Consider the following 25,767-nt stretch of genomic DNA (forward strand, 5'->3'; position numbering starts at 1 on the left):
GATTCTTTCTGAAATTAAGAAACAAAAAAAACTTGTCTTTTCCTCTAAAATAAATCAACCAGTTACAGTCATTTTATGCCATTTAGTTTGTCACTGCCGACCTGTCATGGTATTAAACATCACGATATTAAACGTTGTATCAATGACATTAAATTCAGGCAGACTATGAACTCAAATAATCAATTAAATTATCATTTTCACACGCCGGAAAATCCACAGTCATCAACCCCTATTGTCTTGATTCATGGGCTTTTTGGCGATTTGAGCAATTTGGGGATATTGGGGCGTGATTTGCAGCAACATTATCCGGTCATTCAGATTGATGTGCGTAACCACGGTATTTCTCCGCAGATGGAAAACATGGATTACCGCGATATGGCACAAGATGTTTTATCTCTCCTTGATGAGCTGAATGTGGCAAAAGCCATTATTATCGGGCATTCAATGGGAGGTAAAATTGCCATGACCATCACGGCGGTTGCGCCGGAGCGTATTGAACAAATCGTGGTTATCGATATAGCGCCAGTGACTTACCTGACTCGCCATCACGACAGCATTTTTGCTGCACTAAACCAAGTCACGGAAGCAGGTGCTCAGACTCGGCAGGCTGCGACGGAAGTTATGCGGAAGGATATTCATGAGGATGGCGTGATTCAATTTCTGCTGAAATCATTCCGTCAAGGAGAATGGAAATTCAACCTACCGGTTTTGCAAAAAGAATATGAAAAAATTATCGGCTGGGAAGCGATTCCTGCATGGCCCAAACCAGCGCTGTTTATTCGTGGCGGAAATTCGGATTACATTACCGAAGCCTACCGCGAAGATATCATGCGCCAATTTCCTCAGGCGACAGCATGGGTTATAGCGGGTTGCGGGCACTGGGTACATGCGGAAAAACCTGAAGCGGTACTCAGGGCAATTCATCGTTTTTTAGCAAAAAAATAATTACAGTATCAGTCCACACTCTATGTGGACTGATAATAAAATCAAATTCCCTTTTGATGTCAGGGAATAACAAAATTTGTCTTTTTTATATACTGTGCATAAGGTGCTTCATTTCCTGCAAAAGCATTTAGAACGAAAGATGATAATAATAAAATAAATAATGCAATAAAAAATCTAATAACTCTATTTAGATAGAATTCCATAGATAAATACTCCTGTCGCATTATATAAAAACAATCATAAAAAATCAGACAATTATCTATTTTTATATAGTAGATAGAACATCAAAGTATATATAATAAAAATTATTACAAAATAATTTAGTTTAATTAAAAAACAGTAACAGATAAAATAATCACTTTATATTTTTATGGAAAATAGATTATTTAACTTCATCTCCACATAAATTAAACGATAATTTAACAATGGCGTATAATGAAAAATAGTTATTACATAATAAAATTATTAAATGATAATTGTTTATATAAAACAACAATAAAAATAAATATAATCAACCAATCCAAATATTAATAAAATTAAATATTTTCATATGACGATTATTATATTATTCATATCATGATATTATTTTTTATTATTATTGCATGAATCACAAAAACTAATTAAATTTATCATCAATCAGTAACAATATATTTAAAAATATAAACTTAACCTTAATATAATAATATCGGTAAATATATTATATTGAATAAATCACTACAGGAGGAATCATGAAGATAATAAATAATACACAAAGTAATATCATAGTTTCTGTTAATAAATGGGGTGATGATGGACAAACGGGTCGGTTTACGGTATCACCTGGCAGTGGTGAATCATGGGATCGCACTGATGAGCGCGGTTTTGTCATGGCAATACTGAAAGAAGGTGTACAAGATTCCTTTTATATTTTTGCTGATAGTTACATCAAGATTTTTGACAGTTATGTCACTGATAATGGCAGAAGAATCAAACCCGCAACTGACCGATATTATTAGTCCTACTGTGTACTAGTTTTATCAAAATAGCTTGCTAAATGGTTAATTAGGACAATGTCCTACTCTTTAATCTCGAATGAACATTGTCCATTTAACTTGAGTATTCCCCCAATAAAAAATTGTTTTAACAAATGATACTAGTGAAATTTCTCTGGCTATAGCGATTTATTTATGATTTCTCCAAAAAAATCAAAAAATACGCGATAAAATAGATTTACCTCAGTAGTATAAGCCAGAGAAATTGCTCTATTTCTGATAGCTATCAGGAATGGAGCAAATAAGACTAGCATTACAGGGACAAGTACTTTGACTATCCAAAGTCCCTGCCAGTTTCGTTCCTTTATCTAAAAAAGAACCCACTCCTCCCACAATGACATAATTTCCTGAGTATCTCCCACAGGTAACAGTGGAGCCTTCAATTGCAGCCTGTCGCCCATAAAATTTAATGTTGCTGGTTCCCGTAAGAATTTCACCACCACAAGTTGTTTTATCGCTGACTGTTAAAAAATATCCCTTTGACATTTGATTTCCTCTCTTTTCAGATTCGACATGAACCCATGAATTATTCATTTTCAGCATAATAATATTTCACTTACTATAAAAAACCAAGTAAAAAATATATATTAAATAGGCTCATTTTTATCATTAATTACATTTTTAGTATATTAAATTTACCTATTATCATATTGAAATTACACGCTAAATTTATTGACATTACTAATGTTAACGTTAAATCCACTAAATTTCTATGTAGATTCAATGTTTATTTTTAAAGATAATTAATTTTATATAAAAATCAATATCTCACTAGAATATATCAAACATTGATATCATTTCATAATAATTAATATTTACAGCTTCATAATCTCCTTCACCAAATATAAATTTCCAGGCGTAAAACTGGAGTCATATCAGGAAATCCTATTTTAGGCGCTCCAGAATTATAATAATAAATTAAATATTTATCACTCGAATAACAGATGACATATTTCAAGCTTTCTTTGCATCTATGCCTCCAATAATTATCACCTCACCTGATATTTTTATTTTATAGTTGTTAATTTAATGGTAATCAACAAAAATAATTATATAAAATTCTTTATTGGTACTTTAATATATACAACAGAGAAACCATCATTAAATATTACATCAATACTAAATAACAAATCCCACAGAAAGAAATAACACCTTGAATGTAATTAAGGAGAACAAATAATGACAGATAATATCTTATATAATCCTATTGCACATCTCTACGAAAATTTTTCAGACTCAAGTCCTCATATCGACGTGGAAATTCAGACTATCATGCATTTGGCCGGTGAAGTACAAGGAAAGTCCGTGTTAGATTTAGCATGTGGATATGGTCTTTTTAGTCGTAAATTCAAAAAACTTGGCGCTTCAAACGTTATTGGTGTTGACATATCAGATAAAATGATACAAATAGCCAAAAATAAATCACGGCAATATCAAGATGACATAGAATTTCATATTAGAAATGTCTGCAAGATGGAATCATTTGGGAAATTTGATCTCATCGTTGCAGCCTGGTTATTTTGTCACGCCGAGTCATTTGAAGACCTTAAAACGATGTTCCGTGTTGTTGCCGACCATCTTAAACCTTCCGGCAAACTCATAGCTTATACATTCGAACCTGATTATCGGCTAGAAAAAGGGAACTATGAAAATTATTTCATAAAAATTCTTAGTGAAGAACCCGTAAAAGATACAACGCTTTTGAAGGCTGAATTCATTACCACTCCTCCCAGCCCTTTTACAATGTATCGCTGGAGCCGCGAACAGTATGCTGCTGCAATCAATGAAGCGGGTTTAAAACATTTTGAATGGCATAAACCCATGTTGCAGGAACGTGATATTGAGAAGCAACCCCCGGGTTTTTGGGATGATTATCAACGTAACTGTCTTGATACAGCGCTTGTTTGTCAACTTTAACAAAATAATCCTCCGTAAAATTACGGGGGATTTTCTCATTATATTTAGCTTGCATAGCAAGCAACCAAATAGCCAAATTATTTAATAGAGATTTGGCTAATGAAAATAAAAAATTCTTCCTATAAGCCTATTGCAGAGCATTATGTGAATCTACCCCCCATTTATTAAAAAAAGGGCTCGATAATGGAAATAAAAGACACATCTTAAGTTAATCAATGAAATTGAACCAGACTTTCAATTGGATAATCATGACTACAGTAACTATCAGGTTAAGTTTATCAGCGAAACTCCGTGGAAAAACGGGTTCCGCCATGAAGCGGAATTTATCACCAATCCTCCAAGCCCTCTTATTTTCTATTGCTGGAGTCATGAAGATTATGAAAATGCCGCCAATAAAGCGGGATTAAAACATTTTGAATGGCGAAAACCGATGATAATGGAAAGTGATATTGAGCGCTATCCTCCCGGATTCTGGGATAATCACCAGAACAATAGTTGGGAAGTTGGATTTATGTGTCAATTTTAATAAATATCCTCCATTAATTTTAAGAATAAATAAAACAGTCTGAAATGGCCCACTTTCGTGAGCCATTATATTTAATGAAGATTACTGCTTAAAAACCCTTTCCGGCCATTAGGCCAGTTTGGATTTTCCGCTTGTGGTGTCCGCCCAAGCGGTCAAAATCGTCGATTTCGTCTGACTATCAAGTGTATCAATAAAGCCGGTGTCGCCCATATTTGGCGCAAACCCGCTCATCGCCTGAACCAACGAATCCACCGAATTGGCAGAGAGTGCCGTATATTCACGTTCACCCTGTGCATCTTTGTCTCCCATTTGGGTGACAATATCCGCACGGTTGCCATTGAAGTAATCGTTGAAGGTCACAGAACCCATCGCCTCAAACTTCCCTTGTGCCGAGGTGTCTGTCACATCACGGCCAGTCAGCAGAACCAGATCGTAACCGCTGCGCTGGAACCACAGCTTTTGCCAGTTGGGGTTGTTGAAAATGATCTTGTCGCCGCGTTTGATATCTTCAACCACGTTGTCAATCACCGCCCCGCTGACCACAAAGCTATTGACGCCCGTGCCACCCTTGAAGTGGTTTTGGTACCCGCCCAGTACCAGCAGGTCATCGCCATCGCCGCCGTTCAATTGGCTGAACTTGGAGACCACATCGGCAATCAGATGATCGTCGCCCGTACCGCCATTGATCGCCGCGTGATAGCCCATCAGTTTGATCGCGTTATTGCCGGCGTTGCCATCAATGTTGTTATAGTTGCCGAATACGGTGGCAAAATCGTTGCCTTCTCCCAAACCCACCTGATTGTTGTTACCAATGGCAACAACATAATCCTGCCCTTCTCCTGCAAGGATGTTATTGAAGTTACCGGAAGCCACGATATAGTCGCGCCCTTTGCCGCCATCAATCACACCGCCTTCACCGAAGACAAAGACCTGATCATCACCGTCGCCCATGTAAGCGTAGTTAATGCGTCCGGCCAGTACGGCAACATCATTGCCCGCACCACCAAACATCATGTTCTCACGCCCCATCAGGACACCCATATCATTACCTTCACCACCGGTGAAGATATTGGAGGTTCCTACGGAGTAATAGACGTCATCACCACGACCGCCCCAGAAGTTGTTGTTATCCCCCAGATAAGCGCCAAGGTCTTTGCCGTCTCCGCCCCAGTTAAAGTTGTAGTTACCGAGAGAGACATGCATATCACCGTCACCTTGCAGATGGCCGCTGTTACGCAGGAAGTCAAACGTTTTGTCCTGCATATTCAGCAAATCGGCGGTCAGATTCTCTTTCAGATCAGCGACCAGTGATGCCATCTCAACCTGCTTATCCTGCTTGAACAAGGTGGTGAACAGGCTTGGCAGGTTAAAGCCAAAGGCACGATCTGACGGTAATTCTTCAGCTTCCTGAACAGGTTTACCCTTTTCACTGATTGATACATGTCCCTCTTTGTTTTCATCAGGCGCTTTTGCTTTCAGGCCGTGGCTTTCCGCAAAAGATTTAACGCCATCTGCCCCCATATTCAGCCCGGCTTCCAAGCTGCCGAGCAGTTTTGCCGGATCAGTAAATGCCTGTAGTTGATCGCCGCTGAATTCACCGATCACTTCCAGCATTTCACGCAGAATTGCAACGCCATCAACCGATTGATTGGAACGGGAAACAATATGGCCATCCGCGGTGTAATCAACACCAAAGATATCTGCCAGTGTCGTATCTGCACTGACACCCGCCAGATTGCCGAGCAGCTTGTTTTTAAGCTGACGTGGTAAGTCCGTCGGGCTGAAAGTAAACGTAGTTTTAGCCATGCCCGTGGACGTGTATTCCTGTGTCATCAGGCCAAACAGTGAACCCAAGTTGGTATCCAAGATCGATTGGATATTGTCACCAAACATAAAGTTCCAGTTACCCGTCGTTACCTGAATATCGGCACCCTGCCCGCCAACGGCGAAGTTAAAGGCCAGTTTTTCATTCGCCTGACGGAATTTATCCGCCCGACTGACGTTGCCCATTTCACGAGTATTACCCTTCCTGCCCAACCACTGATTGTATTTCTTGTTCAGTGTGGTTTCGATATCACTTTTCAGGCCACGACTGCTTCGTTCATTCTCCGCATCGAGATCGGTCAGCGGGTTGTAATCAACACTGCTGGTCAGATCGAGACCTGACAGGTCGCTGACGTATTTTTTCGCGCTCTCCAGTGTCCACTGCTGATCTTGGGCGCTCAGCCAATCTGGTGAATCAAAGGAGCCGGCAATGCCTTGCAAGACATCAGAAATACGGGAAGCCCCATCAAATGGATTGATCAACGGAGGGGTTGGAATGGATTTATCCATCATCACGATCAGATCGTTGCTACGCCCCTTATTGAAGCTGACGTTCCGGTTACCCATAAAGAATTGCGCACCTTCCAGTGCCTGATAACCAGCAATATTGACGCTGTGTTTGCTATCACCGTTACCCATGTGAACCATAACGTTGTTATCACCAAAGGCCAGTGACTTGAAGCCACCTGTACCGACTTTGATACCGACGTTGGTCGTTCCCCAGTTGATGGCGGTAAATTCGCCATCACCCGCTTGTACCTGAATATTGCCGGAATAGCTCAGTTTGTTGTTGGATGACTTCGCCGGTGACGTGGCCGATGAATCATCATTCACCTTCTTGTGCTGTTCCGGGGCGTGGAATGTTTCTGTATTTTCTGCAATCGCACCTTTCGCTTTCACATCAGTATCCATGTGACCGATACGGGACAAGTTAATGTCGCTTTCAGAGATACCCCTGCGGATCCGTTCAGCGTGGGTTTCCAGCTCTCCCTTGTCATTCCAGCCCAGCACAATCTTGTTATCCACGAGTTTGTGAACCCACTGTTCTTCGGCATTACGCGTGAATTTACGGCCAATGCTGTCTACCGCAACTTCACTGCTGCGGGCAGATACCGTGGTTCGGATGCCCTGCTTATCCAACTCTGAAATAAAGTGACGGGCAAAGCCATCGCGTTTGTCATCGCTGATCAAAGAGCAGCCGACAAGACTGATATGATCAGGCGAGCCGGCCTGCTTGAAGTCGGTACGGAACTGTTTCAGTTTCAACGCAAGTTCATCGGCACTGTAGCCACTCATGCGAGTGTGATTCTGTACTGATTCATCACGTCCATGTCCGACGATCTGCCAGCGCAGTTTGCCAGACAGCGTCGCAGGATCACCATACACCACCCGATATTGACCATTAGCATCAAGTTGCACAATCACACTGGAGTCTGGGTGCTTACCGGCCAAGCGTGCGGCAGCCTTGGCCGCGACGGGATCATTTTCCGTCTGGATGATGACCTGACCGTTAAAGCGACTGTCACCCCCTTCTGCCTGCGGTTTGACAAAAGCCGGTTCCCAATATTCGACATTCTCGTTGTTAACCACACGGTCAACGCCTTCCGGGAGATTGTCCTTGAGTGGTACTTTCACCTCATGGGTAATTTCCACACCTGAATGGGCTTTTATTGGCGTCTCATCAAAGATATTCAGATCAAGGATACCCTGCATGGTGGTCTTGTCAGCCCGTGTCGGGCTGTAAGTTGCCAGTACGCTGCCATCCATCACAACTACACGGTTGAAGGTAATTTCACCCGCGTCATTTTTTGGCAGTTTGTAGCTTTGCTCCATGTTCAGGCCAGATTTGCCGAAGAAGCGAGTAAGGTAATCACCAAATTTCTCCGCAGACGAAAATTCGACAATACCTGCGTTCGGATCGTAGAAACCATAAACGCGATTCTCACCACTGCCTTTCGCCCATGCAGCCATCGCATGGCCTGGTGCATCCAACTCAAGCAGAACGGGTTTGCCATCCGCATTTGCGGCAGTCACTTTCCCAATCACGCCATTGACGGTCAAGGCCTGCTTACCTTCCAGCTTCTCCTGCCACACCTTCATAGAAATGTCATGCATCGGGTTCCGGGCATGAAGAGCAGCCAGAGAACCCAATAATTTACTGGCATTGCCGCGTTCAGTGTCTGAATACAGCTCTGGATTGCTAAGTACTGCAGCCGCAGAATACATTTTTTCCAACAGTTTACGGGCAACGCCATCCTGACCATTGTTTTCCAGCTGTTTCGCAACCAGAACCAGTTTTGACAATGGGTCACAACGCCCGCCAAAACCGTCATTCGACAGGTTCAATAACAGTAATTGTGGTGCAAGATGCTTGTTCGCCTTGGTGTCAGCAACCCCGGCCGAAACAACGTCATTGAACAGCCGATTATGCTTCTCAGCCTGAGGCTGGAAGGTAATCTTCAAGGCTCTGCTCTCAATTTCCCAAGCCAGTGAGCCTTTTTGTTCTGCTGTCCAGTTACCTTTAACCAGCAGATCCACCAGTTGTTTGATGTTCATGTCTGAACGGAAACCATCAACGGTCTGCTCTGCATGCCCTTGCTGATAACCGGTAAGGAAGTCTTGCGTCGCACGGATATCTTTCGTTTTACCCGGTGCACCTTTCTGAGGTTCCAGCGCTTCACCATAGCGCTTCAGATCACTCTTGATACCTTTAAGTGCCGTTGATTCATCCGGCTGACGCTTCACATCAAACAAACCTGTCACAATCTGTTCAGCATATTGGTTCATCAAGCGGCTGCTGGCCTCATGACCATAGAAGGTATGTTCACCCGATACCTGATAGCCATCAATAACCAGTTTAGCGCGCAGTTTTTCTCCCGCTTCACCCAAACCTTCATTATCGGTCAGCAACATGATTGGGGTTTGCTTCGAGATCCCCTGCAGGTTTTTCTCTACTGAGAACTGGCCATTGACCGATTTTGCCAGTACGCCCGTCATTCCTGCTGGGTTTGGCACTTCGTGAGCAGTAATCGCTTTGGTCATACTTGGCATTGGTCTATCGAGCAGCAAGCCAGAAACGGTTTGTCCGTTCCGTTCGGCATAACGGGCAAGATTAGCCGCAATTGGCCCACCCATAGAATAGCCATGAATAATGATATTTTCCGGCCTGACGCCACGATCATTGACCAAATAACGGAACATCGTGCGGGCATCATGATACAGCCCTTTTTCGCTCGGACGACCATCACTGGAACCATAACCTCGCATGTTCACCGCGAGCATATCGATACCCTGTTTCTGGTATTGGTTCTGGATGACACTGGCTTGTTCTTCCGCAGAGGAGCCAGAACCATGAATGAACAGGACTACTTTTTTCGCTGCATTCGGTTCGGTTGCTACATCAGGCTTCTGTTCGCCCTGATGGTAATAGCCGGTCAGACGCCCAGCGTCGCCCCGTAACGTGACTTTATCCGCCGTGCCGTTGGTCACAGCCGTGTCCAGCGCCGTTTGAGTGTAACCATGCACATTGCGGCGATCTTCCTTAGCGCCGTAAAGCTCATTGTTCAGGAAGCGGGTTACTGGATTGAAGGGTTCTCTGTCACGCGGTGGTTTGCCGTCGTTGTCAATGGCAACTTTTTCCAGCACGTTGTCTTTTTTAGCCTGCTGGTTCAGCGCTTCCAGATCTTCACCAACAATGCGTTTCGGCTTATTGGCTATTCTCTCAATCTGCGCTTCTTGCAGTTTCTGCGCATAATTGAATAATTCGGTTGGGGTCCAGATACCAAAGTTTGGCCGCCATGTATGACCGATCACTTTATCGGCTCCACCTGCCTTGAGCACTTTGGCTACGATACTTGAACAGTTACTGTTCAATATTTGATAGCGGGCATCAGGGTTCTGGCTAATTTTGTTCCATTCTGCCTGCATTGCCGCGGCATCCAAGCCTGCCAGATTGATGCGGAATACACGTCCCTGATCGGCTTCGCTGGCCTTGAAATCCTGAATGTCGCTCAATTCACGTTCGGCAAACTGACGAACGATATTAGTGATGCGTTTTTCAGTTAGCTCAGGCGTGATTTTCTGTTTCGCGGCTGTCCGCAGTGCTTCGGCAAAATCTCGGCCAATGTCCTGCATGTCAATGTTGCCATTTTCCCATTGTTCGATAAACGGTCGGGAAATATGCTCAGGTATACCGGCTGATTTAAGCAGGTTAGGGTTAGCCAGCGCAGACATGGCAAAGCCCTCGCTGATATCCTCGAATTTTGCATCAACGCCTTTGGCAGCCTGTAGTTTTTCAATAAATTTCTCCAGCTTGTATGTACCATCCTTCAAGCCAAAGTTATCCCCTTCTTCAGAGCCGACATCAAATTTCAGCGTCTCATTCTGAGAAGCCGGCTGGCTGAGATCACGCCAACGTAACCTCACGTCTGGATTTTCTGCCGTGGAAACATTAAAAATGTGTCCAGGACTGGTCGATTTACCGCCTTTCGGCCACCAGCTCACATAGTTTTTCTCATTGAAGCCTCCGGCATCTTCTGCGCTAACCTGAATACGTCCTTGCCCAATTTGCAGGGCGGCATGTCCCAGTCGGCTGTGATCGCTCGGTTTCCAGACAAACAGAGTGGCACTGACCGGAGACAGTTGCTGTTCAATTGCCTGATGCACCTTTCTCAAGCCAGACACATCGATGCCGTTGCCATCTTTCGACAAATCTTGGGGTTTCAGGTTTGAGAAGACGGTTTCTGCCACTTCCTGACCATATTCTCTGGTGACAGCTACTTTGATCTGCCTGACCGCTTTTTCCGTCTCTTCCGCTTTCATCACTAGCTGAATATTGGATTTACCACGGGTAACAAAATCACCCTGTTCATCAATATAAAGATGCTTCGAATCTTTGAGATTGGCATTGCCGAGTTTGTTATACAACTCACTGAAACTGCCCTTGCCCGTACTTGTCAGCGTAGGTTCCGCCAGTACCCGCGATTCTTCCATGCGCACATTGATTTGTGATAGCAGGTTTGTCATGGCGGGTAAGCGTTTTGAATCAGGATGCCCTAATAGATAGCCTTCAACTTGCTGGTGCAGGCTGATGAGTTTTTCCACGGCATCCAAGTCATAGTCTGCACCGTTTTGCAGGGCTTTTTCGTAACTGCCGAGCGCTTCCAGTACGTTGCGGTAACTGTCACCAAGGATTTTACCCTTAACGGAAGCCGCATCCTTAAACTCACTGACAGACATCAAGTCAGTCTTCGGCTTGTAGTTCCAACTGCCATCCACTTTTTTAGCCACGATACGGGTACGCCCCTGCTCGTGGGAAACAATCTGGTCTGCCACCAAATACAAGGCATCCGGCAGTTTTCCGTAATCGTCGTAGTTGGCGAGGATGAAACGCTCAATAGCCTTGATCTGAGCCGGATCTTCCGCATCTTCCACCATGATCGTCTTGAAATCATCACCGTCATGACCCGGCCACCGGCGCACTTCAAAGCCTTCATCATCAGCTTCACGTACCAGCAGGTTGCGCTCTGTCCGCAGTCCGTAGAATGGCAATGCCTGATTCAACATGTTGTCGATGGCGCTCAGTTTTATGTCGAGATCAATCAGTGTATCGGGCTTATACCCTGCCGGATTCAGCGTAAGTAGTCTTTCCTGTTCTCCAATGCTGAGAGAATCAAAACGTGCCTTCACAGAAACGCCGGCTTCCGTCAGCCTGCGGCCAATAGTTTCAGGTGCTGCGCCCTGATATTCACGGGCAGGTTTATCCAGCAGACGGATTTCGCCCACCAGCCCTTCACGCTGCAATTGACGTAGTACCGGCAGTTCAACATTCCAGAAATAGTTGCCAAGACGCAATCCCCCTTCTGCAATGACATACACGTCATCACGAGATCCGGTGGCATAGAGGGAGCTCCAGAACCCGGTGTTGCTCCGTGCCGAAGCATTAATGGCCGTTTGTAATGCGTTATGTTCGGCATTGTCAGAATCGAGATATACGTTGCCCCAACGCATCAGGGTTTTGTTCAGTTCGATGGCAAAAGAGTTGCCTTTCACATCAATATCGTAGACCACTTTCTTGCCGTCGGTCTGCACGGCATCAAGAACATTGCGGTATTGCTTGAAGTTTTTGCCAGACCAGAACGACACGATGCTTTTATCACCATGGACAGGCTCAAAACTATAGCCATATTGTTCCAGCTTAGAGACGAATTCGACACGCTTATCCCAGTTACAATCAATCGTGGCATCAACGAACAGTTTCGCCAGCGGAGCGACTTGCTCTTTCGGCACATTATTGTCAGTCCCCTCAAGGTATCCCTCAACAAAGGTCACCAACCTCTGTCTGATGTTATCGGGAATATCAGCATCACCGCGATCAAACCCAGGCACCGGAATATAGGTATCTGTGGCAATATTGTTGTCACTGTCCAGCCAACGGTAAACATCTGCAACTTTTTGTGCTCTTATGGCAGTGGCAGGCGCTTCGGGTGCATCAGTAGATCCCTGCTGAACATGGGTTTCACCCAGCGCTTGCAGGCCACTGAGATCCAGACCGGAAATTTTCGGCGTGTTTCTGACCCATTCGGTAGGCACATCTGCGGTCTTGCTGACAGGCTGACTGGCAGACGTTTCTGTATAAGCCGATATCAGGGTAGCCCCGGTACTTTTACCGCGTTTTGCTGCATTGATCTGTAAGCGATTCAATGCTGCTTTTGCCTCAGTCAGCTCGTCGAGGTCTTCATCCAGATATTGTAATTCCTTACTGAACCCGGTATTTGTCTCATCTTTCGGTGCAAAACCGATAGGATTATCCGTTTTTATCCGCTCAGGCTGGTTTTCAGCGGCATGGGACTCATAGGCAGTGCCTGACAAGCCACTGCCTGCTGCACCCGCGCGGTTCGGTTTGTAGTTATCACTCTGTTTTGCGGCTTTGGCATCAGATTGCACCTGTGCTGTCTGGCTGACTGCCTCAGAAACTTCATGTTGACCACGCTGTTCAGCTTTCTGCACTGCGGCCTTAGCGTCACTTTCAGCGTGTTCAGCCTGTTTCTTTTGGCTTAAGGCTTGCTGCTTCCTGAATTCGGCATTAGTGCGGGTCTGTTCAATCTCTTTTTGAGACTGCTGCTGGTGTTGCTCGCCTTTGCTGACCCCGGCTTCCGATTTAGCCACCGCATCTTTGAGATCACCAAAACGTTCTAAGGCCGCGCGCTGTGAGCGATCCAACTGCTGCTGTGCTGTTTCGTCTGCACGATTCAGTTGTGTCTGAACCTGCCCTAACAAACCACCCGCAAATTGAGCACGCCACTGTTCACCGGATTTCCCATGATGCTTGCCGTAGCTATCCAGTGTTGCCAGCCCTTTGACTTTCTCCGCCAATTCTTCGGTAACAGCTTCGGCTTCATTATTTATTGCATCGCGCTGGTCTTGTCCATTCCCATTCAAAGCCTCCAGATCCGTGGCTTCTAATTGCGCTCGAGAGCCAGAAACGGCGGCCAGTTGTGTATCCCTTTCCTGTTCCAGACGCTGGCGATCAGCTTCTGCTTTTTCTTTATCCTGTAACGCATTCTGTGCGGCGGTGTCCTGCTGCACATGGCCAGCAATGGCACTGTCTGGCAGCTCAGATTTGGCAACGACATTATCCAGAATGTAGCCCAGACCATCATTTGTGCCTGTGCCTTTAAACTCCAGCCGGTTGCTGCCCGCCTGTGCGGTTAATGACAATGTTTTATTCTGCCATTCCGCGTTACCTGCGGAAATTGAGAACACGGTTTTTCCGTTCCACAGTACTTCCATACCGTTGTCAGCAGAAATATCGGCGCGTTTTGCAAAATCAAAACTCAGCGTGATGGATTCGCCCACCGTGAGATCACTAATATCCTGATAAATACTGGTATTAGAATCCTTATCAGCATGGGTATAAGCATCGAGCTCACTGACACGTTCGCCATGACCCTCATTACTGAGGCCATAGGACTGTGCAGCATAATAGGCTTCAATACCATTGGTGGATTGCCAGCCGTCTGCGCCCTGCTCAAAGTCTCCATTGACAATGAGATTGCGCGACTGATTAGAGCTCAACCGTTTTTCATTGCCCAAGGTATTCTGGATACTGTCAGTGTCCGGGGTATCAACGCCCGTCACCGAACCTTTCAGGCTATTCTGCAAATCAGATTTGACCTGCTCCATTTCAGTCAACTGGAAACCATTCAGCGCGGAAACTTCGGGCAGATTAATGGCACCGCGTCCCTTATGAGTTCCCGATGTGTTGGCTTCGTCGCCATTAACCAGATAGCTAATACCCTTACTGCCCGCCACGCCAAGCAGTGTCTGCTTCACGTTGTCAAATAAGGCACCCAGCTTATTGCTCTCGGTATTACTTTCCGCAACGGCAAGACTATAAAAATCGCCATTACCCACCTGAATCGCCACGTTATTGCGTGCATAAGAGGCGTTAATGTTTAAGCCGTCACCCACACGGATATTGGCATTTGCCTGACCTTTCATGACGGAAACATTCAGGCCATCACCCACTCGGGTATTGACGTTGAGTTTGCCCCAGGCCACATTGACGGAAACGCCATCACCCACTTTGGTATTGACATTCAAATCACCGTGAACGGTGGTAACACTCAGGCCATTGCCTACAGTCGTCGTGATGTTGCCCTTACCTTTGGCTGCCGTGACTTGCATGCCATCACCCACTTTGGTAACAACATTGCCCTGACTCCACAGTGCATTGAAACTGTCTCCATTACCAATCTGGGTCACAATATTGGCATCGCCTTTGGCAAGTACGACATTACGTCCGTCACCCACTTTGGTGATCACGTTGGCCTTGCCCCAAGCACCCGTGTAATCATCGCCCTTGCCCACATGAGTCACAATGTTGGCTTGACCTTGCACTACGGTAACTTCCTGGCCATCACCCACTTTAGTGATGATATTCGCTTCACCTTTGGCAAAGTTATAACGATCACCCTCGCCAATATGGGTCATGATGTTGGCCTTGCCCCAAACGGCATTGATTCCCAACCCATCACCCAACTTGGTCATGATGTTGGCTTCACCCTTGGCGAACCCGATGGTGGTTCCATCACCCAGATGGGTCATGACATTGCCGATTTTAGAAATCAGTAAACTCACGGTGGTTCCGTCACCCACTTTGGTCAACACGTTGCCTTTACCAAGCAGCACGGCTGCTGTAGTACCATCACCAACATGGGTCACCACGTTAGCCTCAGAAGCCGCAACAACCCCCATGAAATCGTTGCCGACTTTTGTCATGATGTTGGCTTTGCCCAATGCAAGGACGCCAGTCAAACCGTCGCCGACATGCGTCATGATATTAGCTTTGCCAAACATGGCCGCAAGGGTGGTTCCATTACCCACTTTGGTCATCACGTTGACAGAACCCACAAACAGGCCGATGCTGGTTCCATCACCCACATGGGTATAAATGTTGGCTTCACTCACCATCAACCCGGCTGTCAGACCATTGCCGACTTTAGTCAGAATGTTCGCCTTACCCAGCATGGCGGCAAAGGTGTCACCGTTACCAATCTGGGTAAGGATATTGCCCTCGCCAATCATGGCAGAAAGCACTTCACCATGACCGACTTTAGTCGCAATGTTGCCTTTGGCAACCATCAAAGCCACGCTCATACCATCACCAACGTGCGTGAACACATTGCCGGCAGCCAGCATTAATGCCAGTGCGTCACCATCGCCAACTTTGGTGAAAATATTCCCGATACCCCCCATCAGTGCCCAGGCATTTCCCTGACCAACGTGAGTGAAAATGTTACCTGCCCCCACCATAGCCGCGATGGTTGTCCCCTCGCCCACTTTGGTGAAAATGTTACCCGCCGCCGCCATCACGCCCAGCGTCTGCCCATTGCCGACATGAGTCAGAATGTTACCAAGACCCAACATGATGCCCGTGGTATCGCCGTTGCCGACTTTGGTCAGAATGTTCACGCCGCCCAGCAGGATACCGGTGGTTTTGCCATCACCAACATGGGTCAGCACGTTGGCACCGCCGCCCATGACAGACAATACGTCTCCCTTGCCCTTTTTAGTCAGGACATTGGCACCACCCAGTGCGATGGCTTTCGTGTTGGACGTTTCACGATCATTGCTGATATGGGTAATGATGTTGGCGCCGCCTAACATGGCGGATTCAAGATCGCCTTCACCGACTTTGGTCAGGACGTTAGCACCGCCCAGCAGAATGGAGGAAACATGACCTTTCCCCATTTGAGTCAAGACATTGAAGCCACCGACACCAGACCAGAATGCGTCGCCATGACCGATTTGGGTGTGGGTATTGAAACCACCGCCCATTGAAATGCGGCTGTTGCCGTTGCCCTTGTGAATGGAGATATTGCCGACCGCCAAAAGATGAGCGAGATAGCGGCCATCACCGACGCGAACCAGTATATTGGCCGCTCCTCCGGCATTCACGTCCATGTCACCACGCAACCCTTGATGCAGTATGACGTTGGCAATTCCGACACCGTTGAAAGTCAGGTTGCCTTCTTTGCCTTTTTTGACGATGACGTTCGCCGCTCCGCCGCCATTAAATTCCGTGTTACCAAACTCAGAAGTATGTTCAATCACATTGGCGATGCCTGCCCCATTAAAGTAGACATTGCCACGGGTAACGTTGGAGTGGATAACGTTACCGCCACCTGCGCCTGTATAGTGAACATCACCGGAACTTTTACCGCTGCTCGTCGGCGCTTTGAATAACGCCAGATCACTGTATTCGTGCATGCCAGATACGCGCCCTGAAGCTGTACGTACTGCCTTAGCACTGTAATGAAGATCGCTCAGAGTATAGATACCCGCCGGCACGGCTTGATAGCCATTAGCAGAAGAAATATCTTCGTTCGCCAGTTTCGCCATGCGATCTTCCAAACTGAGCCAAGCCTGTGCGTTATATTGCAGCATGCCTGTTTTTGGATCGTTCCTCAGTTCAATAACCACAATTTTGGTATATTTATCGATTCGCTTGGCATAGATATAAGTGTTCGATTTATGGTTGGATTTCACCACCTGTACATCGGCGGTGCCTCCCTTACTGTCAATCGCATAGCCACCCATTTTAGCATTTGACAATGTGACATCTGCTACATTAACCAGCACGCCATCGCCATGATTCATCCATTGGTCTTCAGCCAGTTTTTCCTCAACAGCATGGACGGTAACAGATTGCTGGTGTTCAACGGTCAGATTTGACAGGGTGTAAGCACCGTCAATATTGACGCCCGCAAAACCACCTTCACCAGAGATATCCTGCTTCTCAAGGTCTTTAAGATGGTTCCCATTCTTGTACCAAGCCGTCGAGTGATAGATCAGTTTGCCGGTTTCAGGATCATTACGGAGCTGAACTTTGTTGACTTTGGTATACATGCCATCAGCAAACGCAAACAGATAAGTGTTCGCTTCCTGTGCCGATTTAAGACCCGTCACCTGCTCGTTGTAGCCAATCCACTTACCACTCAGGGTCGCATTTTTCAACACAATGTCTTCGGCTTTGGCATATTCCATGCCTTCGTTATCGAAGTCATGGGCTGTGCCCTTGCGGGTAATCTGGTTATAGCCCCCCACTCCTGCAAAACGGATATCACCGTGCGCAACATCAGAGTACAGGCTGTTATAACCGCCAGCGCCTTCGAACTTGATATCGCCTCTGGTTTCAGAATAGACATCATCCGTCTGGCGGGTACGTTCAATACGGTTAGAAGCCCCTGCGCCCGTTAAAGTGACGTTGCCAATTTTTCCTCTGCGGACAAGATTGTTAGCCGCTCCTGCGCCCGCAAAAAAAATATCACCACTTTCGACTCTGGAGCTGATGATGTTTGCCGCACCGATGCCTTCAAAGGTCAGATCACCGTTAGACCCCTGATAACGGTTGAACCATGTGCGATCAATCTTGTTTCCACCCCCCGCGCCGGCAAAATAGAAATTTCCCTGATTGGTTTCATGCCAGAGTTCGTTATACGCCCCTGCGCCCTTAAAAGTGAAATTTCCTTCCAATCCCTTGCGGGTGATGCCATTGTAGCCAGACGCGCCAGAATAATCGATTCGACCTTTATCACCTGTGTGATTGATTTTCAGTCCACCGGCAGCGCCAGCAAAATCTATCGTGCCATCGCTTGTTTTATTGATGGAGGTATAACCTGAGCCTCCTTTTACCGTCAGAGTACCGCTCGTATCGTTAATATCCAGATACCCGGCCGCCCCCACGACAGTATCGTGCCCCCATGTCGTATTGACTGTTGCACCAACGGAACCCACTACAATGTGATCATTCCCGCCATAGGCGTTAATGACGCCGCCAATGCCGATGGCGTGTATTGTATTTCCATCATTATCATCTTCATATTTACCGGTAAAGGCATATGCCGCACTTCGGTTGGATGATTTTCCCATAAGTAATCCTGGTATTGGGCAGAAAAATTAAACGGTAAACCACTGTACCCGACGGATACAGTGGTCATTTTGTGTGTCCAGCATTCCCCGGACAGTACAGGCTTTTTGCCCCTTCCATGCTGCAAAGACACGCCGGCGAAGATCACGGGCGATACCCTTCGCATGCCCAAAAGGGGCAATCATTTCCGGAAAAAAGATATGTTGTCCTGAACGCCAGTCTTCCTGCGAAATCTCCCGTTCACCGGAAAGGATCGCATCCCGACTGCTATCAGACAAAAAAGCCCAATTACAAAATGCAACTGGGCGTTGGTGTTCATCTTCGTAATAGCAAAACTGATTGAGCTGGAATGAAGGAAAGATACGCTGTTGCCACTCAGCAACTAAATAGCGTCGGTGTAAGGGTGAATGCTGACAAAGCAACATCACCCCACCTATCATTGCCTGTATTTCAGTGTCACTCAGCGTTGCGGGTTGATGTGTGATCATCATAAGCTAGCAACCATCTGATATGATTTTACTGATACCTGATATTATTTTGATTTTTCCGCGTCGCGGGCTGGGCGTTTTTTAGGCTCAACGGTCTCTGCAACAGCCGTTTCCGGCTCGGCTGGCATTTCACCTTCACTCATTTCAGGTACAGGCAAGAACCCTGCTGCGATCAGCTTATTCATTTCGGCTTCCATCCGAGGGTCTTCAAGCATACTTTTCACCATGGAAACCATATACATAAAGCCGGATGCAGGCATGTGAATCACTTGCTTTAATTGTAATTCCTGATCGTTTTCAGCCAGTATGCCATTTGCCATTCGGTTGGGCTCTTGTCCAACAAAATAAAGAGAGAACACGCCTTTATTATAATTAACACTTGAAATGGTTTGAACGAATTTTTCAGACATATCATTATCCATTAAATAAGTTTAAATTTAATGTTGCAAATATATTAAATTTAAACTTAATGTTACAATTATATTAAATTAAATGATTAAAACCCTATGTCGTTATGGTTTTATTTATCATTAAATCTCATTGTTGCGATCAACTTGAATAGGAAATACCAGACAAAAATAACATGAACACAACATTTGTTAAAAAATTAAGAATGAGTACACGCAGATTTTGAACGCTGCCCAAACTCAAAATGGCAAATAAAATAGGCTATTAGAAACCAAATAATTTATCGACTGCGTGAATAAAAATATATCTATTTACTTTTTAAAATCAACATATAAAAATAAAAATGTCTGTTTAACCACCACATTTTGTCCTAATTACCAACCCTGATATCCTCATTGATAACAGATAATACCTTTTATCGTATTTATTAAGATTATCTTATAAAGAAATACCATACTCTTCTTCTGGTTCTTTCCTTAATTTGGGTTTTGGTTTTTATTAAAATAAATTTACCCCTATGAATGAAATAGAAAAAACAACAATATCATTAATTAAATTAATAATAATGATATCTAATGGCAAGCCCATCGTTATACCCGATAAAAACATAAATAATAATGATGATTATCTTTTTACTTTAAATAAATTAAAGAAAGAACATCATATTTCTATTAAAAATAAACGTTCAATAAATAAGAAATTAAACACGTTATCTTTACCCGCTATTCTGTTCGATGGTAATGGGCATCCCTTTATTTTAGCAAAACATGATGAACAGCGAGTGTTGATTCAAAAACCTAATCAGGAAGCGCCTGAGATATTGGATAAAGAAAACTTTATCCGTTTATGGAGCGGACGCTGGATAAAAATAAAACAAAAAAGTAACCAATTTAATATCCGCTGGTTTATTCCCGAATTTATCCGACAAAGGAAAAATCTGACTGAAATTCTGCTGTTTTCGTTCATTTTGCAGATTTTAGCGTTGATTTCTCCTCTGGTCGTGCAGGTTGTCATGGACAAGGTACTCGTTCATCAGGCGTTATCTACCTTAGATGTGTTGATTTTTGGTCTGGTGGTTGCGAGCCTGATTGAAGTGGTTCTGCGTGGGCTACGCGAATATCAGTATGCCCATACAGCCAATCGCATTGATATCAAACTGGGGTTAAAGCTGGTTCGGCACCTACTTGGTCTGCCTTTGCTGTTTTTCAAATCCCGCCAAGTGGGAGCCATTGTGACGCGGGTACGTGAACTCGAAACCGTACGGGAGTTTTTAACCGGTTCCATGTTCACCCTGTGTATTGATGTCCTGTTCATGTTCGTATTTATTTACGTGATGAGCCTGCTATCCGGCACTCTGACTTTGCTGTTTTTGGCTACCATCCCTTTCTATGGCCTGCTGGCATGGTGGGTCACGCCCAAAATCGAGAAAGCCGTCGAAAAGCAATTCACTCATGCTGCGATCAATACCTCTTTCCTGACCGAAACCGTCGCCGGTGCCGAGACACTGAAAAGCCTTGCAGCGGAACCCCGCTTTATCCGGCGCTGGGATAGCCAGACCGAGAATATGGTGAGTACCAGTTATGATGTGCAGCAATGGGATAACCGCTCCAGCCATCTTGTGATGCTGTTACAAAAAGTCACCAGTGCGGTCATTATCTGGCTTGGTGCCTCCGAAGTACTCTCCCTGCACATGACCATCGGCCAGTTGATCGCATTCAATATGATGGTAAGCCATACCCAGCAACCCCTAGCCAAGTTAGTGCAACTCTGGGGGCAATTTATCCGTTCACGCATTGCCATTGATAAACTGGGGGATATGTTGAACCTGCCGACAGAGCAGCAGTCAGGCAAAGAGCGAGTCTCATTGCAGGGTGCTATTTCATTCTCTGATATCGTATTTCGCTATCAGCCTGATCTCTCCCCAACCATCAACCGTTTTACGCTGGATATTCGGGCAGGAGAAACGCTTGGCGTAGTAGGAACATCCGGTTCTGGAAAAAGTACCCTCGCGCGCCTGTTACTTCGGCTTTATACCCCGGAACATGGCACCATCACACTGGATGGCATTCCATTGCAGGAGTTCAATATTGAATCTCTGAGACAGCAAATAGGCATCGTGTTACAAGAAAATTTTCTGTTTAATAAAACCGTACATGAAAACATTGCCCAATCACGACCCGATGCTCCTTTGTCTGATATTATTGAAGCGGCTAGGCTGGCGGGTGCACACGATTTTATTCTCAAGCTGCCGATGGGGTACGACACCATCATCGCAGAAGGCGGCCAATCCCTCTCCGGTGGGCAGCGACAGCGTCTAGCCATTGCCAGAACCCTGCTGTCTGATCCCACCATTCTGATCCTTGATGAAGCCACCAGCGCACTGGATGATGAGTCACAATCGATTATTCAATCCAATATGGCAGACATTGCGCAGGGCAGAACGGTCATTACCATCGCCCATCGACTCTCCACGGTACGCCAATGCGACCGAATCATTGTGCTGCACCAAGGTCAAATTATTGAACAAGGTAGCCATGAACAACTGCTACAGCAGGGCAAGCAGTATCGAAAACTCTGGCAATTGCAACAGGAACTGAAACAGGAGGTGACTTCCCATGTTTAAGGCCATCTTACTCAAAAAGATTAAAAACCTGCGTACTCCTTCGCCCCATTATGATTTTTTACCCACACATCTGGCCTTGTCACAACGTCCTCCTTCCCCGTTCGCCCGTTATACGGCGATCACCTTGAGTATCGGGGTACTGGTGGTACTGCTATGGGCGTATCTGGGAAAATTGGATGTACAGGCAACCGCCACCGGGCGTCTGATAGCTTCCGGCCGTTCCCAAATCATTCAGGCTTATGAACAGAGCCGTCTGCTCTCTATTCATATTCAAAATGGGCAGCACATTGAAAAAAATGCCCCTCTGCTTACGCTGAATACGCTCGGCGTTAATCAGGACGTTACACGCCTGCTTGAACAACGTGAATATCTGATCGAAGAGAAAATCCGCTATCAGGCACTGCTCGGGAAACATGATCCCGAATCACTGCCTCTCTTTCAGCAGCAGACTCTCTCCCAACAAGAAAAAATCCAGGCGCATTACGAGCACGAAAAACATGAATTCGATGCCATTATCACCAATCTTTACGCTGAAATGAACGTCAATCTCTCTTCTCAAAAAGCCAAAAACGGGGATATTCAGGCTCTGACCAACCTGCGTGAAAATATCAATCAGCGCTTGCAGGCACGAAAAATATTGAGCCAGAAGCAGGTGATTAGCCGAGTGGAATATCTGGAACAGGAAAAAGAATTGCTGGAAACAGAACGGGTGATCGCGCAACAAAAAGCAGAACTAGGCATCTTGATGACCCAATACAAGAGCCTGGAAGAGCGGTTAAAGGGGATCAACACGCAAAAAGAGCGGGAATGGTTTGAGAAAAAAAAGCAGGCAGAGATGCAACTGGGCGTGCTGAAACAAGAGCTTTCAAAAATGCAGGAACGAGAAGCCCTTGAGATCGTGCGTTCCCCTGTGGCAGGTACGGTTCAGCAATTGAGCGTCCATACCCTCGGCGCGGTTTTACAGCCTGCACAGAATTTGATGGTGATTGTACCGGATGACCATGTGCAACTCGCGGAAATCCAAATCCTGAATAAAGATGTCGGGTTTGTCCGCCCCGGCCAGCATGTGACGGTTAAAGTGGATGCCTTCCCTTATACCCGCTATGGCACCATCGAAGGCGAACTGCTCAGTATTTCACGGGATTCCACGACCGATGAGCGCCTGGGTCTGGTTTTTCCAGCGCAAATCAGCCTCAGACAGAACAATATCATCGTTGATGGTGAGCCTGTCGAAATCACCGCCGGGATGTCCATCACCGCAGAAATCAAGACCGACCAACGACGGGTGATTGATTACCTGCTCAGTCCGATTCAGGAATATCAGTCTGAAGCGTTGAGGGAAAAATAATCATGGTTGACGCATTTTCCTTTACGAGTGATGCAGGCACGGAAGATCTCACCAATAATCACGCACTGGATTGTGTCGCCTATCTGGGAACACAATTTCATAAGGTCGCCTCCGTCAGACAATTGCATCATGCGCTGGGTCTGGATTCCCTGACGCTGACAGACTGGCAGCTACGCGAGGCTATCGATGCCATCGGCCTGCACAGCAAATTTGATCGTCTGACAGCCGATACCGCAGCCACGTTGCCTTTACCGGCACTGATTGAATTAGATCAGTGCTGGTGGGTGCTGCTCGAAGTCAGCCCAGACCAGTTTACCGTGCTCAATCCCATCACGGAAAAACAAGAAATACGCCCATTGCACGGCACACAGACGACACCTGAAGAAGCTAAACACAGTGAGTATAAAATCCTGCTGGTGGCAGATAAATTTCTGACCAAACAGCAAGTTAAATTCGGTTTGAGCTGGTTTTATCCTTCGATTTTCAGGCAGAAAAATCAGTTGCGGGATATTTTCCTGTTCGCCATTGTGCTGCAACTTTTTGCGCTGGCATCTCCTTTGCTGTTTGAAAATGTCATCGACAAAGTACTGGTCGGACGCAGCTTATCCAGCCTGCATGTTCTTGGTCTGGCGATGCTGGCGCTAGCCGTAGCAGAACCCTTGTACGGTTTTCTGCGCAATACCGTGTTCGGACATATGGCAAGCCAGATCAACGCGGAACTCTCCGGCAGGCTTTACCGCCATCTGGTGGGATTGCCCCTGCCCTATTTCAAGCAACGCCAAACCGGACAAATTATCGCGCGCGTCAGAGAAATGGCACAAATCCGCCAATTCCTGACCGGCTCCACCCTGATGTTGCTGCTCGACCTGATCTTCATCATCCTGTTCCTTGGCGTCATGTTCCATTATTCCACTCTGCTGACCTGGATCGTAATCAGTTCACTGGCACTCTATTTCCTGCTTTGGATCGCCATCGGGCCTCTCATCCGACGCAAGGTAGAAACCGAATATGAAGCCGATGCCCATGCCACCAGTTTCCTGACGGAATCCGTCATGGGCATCGAAACTATCAAGACCACGGCAACGGAAAAACGCTTTCTGTACCAGTGGCAAAAAGTGTTAAGCCAGCAATTGATCCGACGTTTTTCCGCCCAGAAAAGTGGGCTTGCGGCCGGACAGGGGATCGCTTTGATCCAGAAAGTCGTAGCGGCATTACTGCTATGGTGGGGGGTCAGAAGCGTTCTTAACGGCGAATTATCCCCCGGAGAGTTAATTGCCTTCAATATGCTGGCAGGACACGTCACCCAGCCGATCTTACGGCTGGCGCAAGTCTGGCAGGATTTCCAGCATACTTTGATCGCTTTGCGACGGGTCGGCGATATTCTTGATGAGCCAATGGAGAGTAGCAAACAGGGGCTGGCAGCTTCCCCTGAACTTGCCGGCCAGATTGAGTTCAGGAATATTCGCTTCCGCTATCACACAGATACGCCCGAAGTACTGGCAAATCTGTCACTGACCATCAAAGCGGGCGAATTTATCGGCATAACGGGGCCATCGGGTTCAGGTAAAAGTACCCTGACCCGGTTGTTACAGCGTCTGTATGTGCCGCAGCATGGTCAGGTTCTGGTCGATGGTATGGATTTGGCGATTGCCGATCCCGTATCACTCCGACGTAACATGAGCGTGGTATTGCAGGAAAGCATTCTGTTTTCCGGCAGCATTGCGGACAATATCCGTCTGTGCAAACCCAGTGCCAGCGATGAAGAAGTCTACCGAGCGGCGACCTTGGCGGGTGCAACTGACTTCATCAATGAATTTCCGCATAAATTTGCCCATCCTGTCGGGGAGAAAGGGAGCAACCTTTCCGGCGGGCAACGGCAGCGTATCGCATTGGCAAGAGCCTTGTTGAATGATCCCAAAATCCTGATTCTGGATGAAGCGACTTCCGCGCTGGATTATGAATCTGAGGCAGCCATTATGAGCAATCTGGACGAAATCCGCCGCAACCGGACGGTCATCAGCATTGCCCATCGGCTGAATACGATCCGCCATGCGGATAAAATTTTTGTTTTAGATCAAGGAACAATCGTCGAATCGGGCTCCCATGATGACCTATTGCAACAAAACGGCCTGTATGCACAACTTTGGCATCAACAAACGGAGTGACTATCACGATAGAAAATTCATTGAAGACATGAGGCTTGTTTCGGCTTAAAATTAATTTC

At 46.2% G+C, this 25,767-nt stretch carries 11 protein-coding genes; 7 read left to right on the top strand and 4 right to left on the bottom strand.

Going from position 1 to position 25,767, the window contains the following annotated elements; all coding sequences use genetic code 11:
- Positions 1-165 precede the first annotated feature (165 nt).
- Positions 166-945 (top strand): esterase, encoded by a 780-nt coding sequence (ybfF, locus tag NXS07_RS00175; protein ID WP_038206371.1) that lies wholly within the window; start codon positions 166-168, stop codon positions 943-945.
- Between the two features lie 728 nt (positions 946-1,673).
- Positions 1,674-1,940: a hypothetical protein gene (locus NXS07_RS00180; RefSeq protein WP_038206370.1), complete on the top strand. Its 267-nt coding sequence runs from the start codon at positions 1,674-1,676 to the stop codon at positions 1,938-1,940.
- 246 nt (positions 1,941-2,186) lie between these two features.
- Here the strand turns inward: NXS07_RS00180 and NXS07_RS00185 are convergent, their stop codons facing one another.
- A complete protein-coding gene (locus NXS07_RS00185) occupies positions 2,187-2,519 on the bottom strand; it encodes a PAAR domain-containing protein (RefSeq protein WP_258085955.1) in 333 nt (110 codons plus the stop codon).
- A 636-nt stretch (positions 2,520-3,155) separates the two neighbouring features.
- Here NXS07_RS00185 and NXS07_RS00190 point away from each other — a divergent pair.
- Together NXS07_RS00190 and NXS07_RS00195 are read left to right on the top strand one after the other, a co-directional pair.
- Positions 3,156-3,893, top strand: coding sequence for a class I SAM-dependent DNA methyltransferase (locus NXS07_RS00190; RefSeq protein ID WP_038206367.1), 738 nt, complete (start codon positions 3,156-3,158; stop codon positions 3,891-3,893).
- A 238-nt stretch (positions 3,894-4,131) separates the two neighbouring features.
- On the top strand, positions 4,132-4,419 hold the full coding sequence (locus tag NXS07_RS00195) for a hypothetical protein (RefSeq protein WP_051862924.1): 288 nt from the start codon (positions 4,132-4,134) through the stop codon (positions 4,417-4,419).
- Between the two features lie 108 nt (positions 4,420-4,527).
- Here the strand turns inward: NXS07_RS00195 and rtxA are convergent, their stop codons facing one another.
- The 3 genes from rtxA to rtxH are packed head-to-tail and all read right to left on the bottom strand — an operon-like array spanning position 4,528 to position 19,574.
- On the bottom strand, positions 4,528-18,678 hold the full coding sequence (rtxA, locus tag NXS07_RS00200) for an MARTX multifunctional-autoprocessing repeats-in-toxin holotoxin RtxA (protein ID WP_258085956.1): 14,151 nt from the start codon (positions 18,676-18,678) through the stop codon (positions 4,528-4,530).
- Between the two features lie 27 nt (positions 18,679-18,705).
- On the bottom strand, positions 18,706-19,167 hold the full coding sequence (rtxC, locus tag NXS07_RS00205; RefSeq protein ID WP_038183015.1) for an RTX toxin-activating lysine-acyltransferase RtxC: 462 nt from the start codon (positions 19,165-19,167) through the stop codon (positions 18,706-18,708).
- Between the two features lie 41 nt (positions 19,168-19,208).
- A complete protein-coding gene (rtxH, locus tag NXS07_RS00210; protein ID WP_038191864.1) occupies positions 19,209-19,574 on the bottom strand; it encodes a protein RtxH in 366 nt (121 codons plus the stop codon).
- A 515-nt stretch (positions 19,575-20,089) separates the two neighbouring features.
- On the opposite strand from rtxH, the gene NXS07_RS00215 reads away from it, so the two are divergent.
- The 3 genes from NXS07_RS00215 to NXS07_RS00225 are packed head-to-tail and all read left to right on the top strand — an operon-like array spanning position 20,090 to position 25,708.
- The gene (locus tag NXS07_RS00215) at positions 20,090-22,195 is read left to right on the top strand and encodes a peptidase domain-containing ABC transporter (RefSeq protein ID WP_308686583.1); all 2,106 of its coding nucleotides are present in this window, start codon (positions 20,090-20,092) and stop codon (positions 22,193-22,195) included.
- Positions 22,188-23,543: an HlyD family type I secretion periplasmic adaptor subunit gene (locus NXS07_RS00220; protein ID WP_258085958.1), complete on the top strand. Its 1,356-nt coding sequence runs from the start codon at positions 22,188-22,190 to the stop codon at positions 23,541-23,543. Before NXS07_RS00215 ends, NXS07_RS00220 begins: the two co-directional genes overlap by 8 nt.
- Positions 23,544-23,545: 2 nt before the next feature.
- On the top strand, positions 23,546-25,708 hold the full coding sequence (locus NXS07_RS00225) for a type I secretion system permease/ATPase (protein WP_038206349.1): 2,163 nt from the start codon (positions 23,546-23,548) through the stop codon (positions 25,706-25,708).
- Positions 25,709-25,767: the final 59 nt, after the last annotated feature.

The sequence above is a fragment of the Xenorhabdus bovienii genome, from assembly GCF_024721015.1.
GTDB classification, from domain to species: Bacteria; Pseudomonadota; Gammaproteobacteria; order Enterobacterales; family Enterobacteriaceae; genus Xenorhabdus; species Xenorhabdus bovienii.

Coding starts and splice junctions, on each gene's coding strand:
- NXS07_RS00225 (WP_038206349.1), top strand. CDS start 23,546: ATGGTTGACGCATTTTCCTTTACGAGTGATGCAGGCACGGAAGATCTC.
- NXS07_RS00220 (WP_258085958.1), top strand. CDS start 22,188: ATGTTTAAGGCCATCTTACTCAAAAAGATTAAAAACCTGCGTACTCCT.
- NXS07_RS00185 (WP_258085955.1), bottom strand. CDS start 2,519: ATGCTGAAAATGAATAATTCATGGGTTCATGTCGAATCTGAAAAGAGA.
- ybfF (WP_038206371.1), top strand. CDS start 166: ATGAACTCAAATAATCAATTAAATTATCATTTTCACACGCCGGAAAAT.
- NXS07_RS00180 (WP_038206370.1), top strand. CDS start 1,674: ATGAAGATAATAAATAATACACAAAGTAATATCATAGTTTCTGTTAAT.
- rtxC (WP_038183015.1), bottom strand. CDS start 19,167: ATGATGATCACACATCAACCCGCAACGCTGAGTGACACTGAAATACAG.
- NXS07_RS00215 (WP_308686583.1), top strand. CDS start 20,090: ATGAATGAAATAGAAAAAACAACAATATCATTAATTAAATTAATAATA.
- NXS07_RS00190 (WP_038206367.1), top strand. CDS start 3,156: ATGACAGATAATATCTTATATAATCCTATTGCACATCTCTACGAAAAT.
- rtxA (WP_258085956.1), bottom strand. CDS start 18,678: ATGGGAAAATCATCCAACCGAAGTGCGGCATATGCCTTTACCGGTAAA.
- rtxH (WP_038191864.1), bottom strand. CDS start 19,574: ATGTCTGAAAAATTCGTTCAAACCATTTCAAGTGTTAATTATAATAAA.